The sequence below is a fragment of the Moorena sp. SIO4E2 genome, assembly GCF_010671945.1.
GTDB lineage: Bacteria > Cyanobacteriota > Cyanobacteriia > Cyanobacteriales > Coleofasciculaceae > Moorena > Moorena producens.
The window spans coordinates 1-1,062 of the sequence record NZ_JAAHIE010001413.1 but is presented as its reverse complement, the minus strand read 5'-3'; the positions used below and the strand labels follow the sequence as shown (position 1 = coordinate 1,062).

The 1,062-nt window shown below is 41.6% G+C and carries 1 protein-coding gene; it reads right to left on the bottom strand.

The window, feature by feature from the left end; all coding sequences use genetic code 11:
• Positions 1-42: 42 nt before the first annotated feature.
• A complete protein-coding gene (locus F6K37_RS44090) occupies positions 43-876 on the bottom strand; it encodes a 3-dehydroquinate synthase II family protein (RefSeq protein ID WP_287257441.1) in 834 nt (277 codons plus the stop codon).
• Between the last annotated feature and the right edge of the window lie 186 nt (positions 877-1,062).

Here is a 1,062-nt window from a genome sequence, read left to right as displayed (position 1 = left end):
CGTTGTTTCTTTGGTAATCGATACTCCCGGACATGATATTATTTACTTTTCCAGACAAGACTCTTTAACTGGAAGCCCAACATGGCGTCCACTGGGCGCAGTATGACCAAGCAGCTTATCTCCAGGCTTTAATTCTGTGACATTCAGGACTTTACCACCAGGTCCAAGAACTCTTACATGCCAATCGTCTTGGACAATCACGTTTACCGGAATTCCAGATTGAGACACTGCATCTATACTGAGTAGGGGACGAACTTCTATCTTCATCCTGCCTACAACTATTTCTCGTGCCTTGCCATCACAATTTACCCCTAACACCTTGTGTCCTGAACTCAGCTCACTAAGATAATTAGTTTGACTAACACTAGACACTAAATAAGAATGTATAGCACCAGCATTAACTCGGAAAGGACGAGTTGGCATGTAGGGGAGTGGATGGGTCTCGCTGCTAACTAAAATCATTCCTTGGGAATAAGAACCAATTAGCAAACCTTCATCTTTGGCAAAGTTAGAACAAGTATCTACACAAGCCCTTTCTCCCATTCCAATATGGGAAATTTTTGTCACTTCAAGTTCTTCCAGTGAAACTTCCAAATTGTTTGCCTTACGACACAGTTGCCCAAGCTCTCTGGCATCGATAATCCCGTTAGGGGTTAGCATGACCCCATGTGACCCTTTTTCTAAGACCCCCAGGACAATTTCTGCTTCCTGAATATCTTTGACAATGGTAATTATTTTGCCATCCGTGTTGTCTGCTGATGCTAAAACAATCTCCAGAGGAATTTTTGTGGGGTCTTTAAAATAGATGACAGCCCATTTTTCCTGTCTAGCTATCTTACAAGCAGTTTGTAAGGTCTCGTCGTCGATAACATGAATAAAAAATCCAATTTATGCTTTAGATTTGTAGGTTTCTGGTTGAGTAGTTATTTCAGAATACCAGGAATGATCAAACAGTAATATATCGGCCTTTTCGATACATCCTTCCGCTTCTTCTGGGCTGTCTACAAAAGCAATGCGAGAGACAGAATCATGACAATCCATGACTGGACTTGATGAATCAAC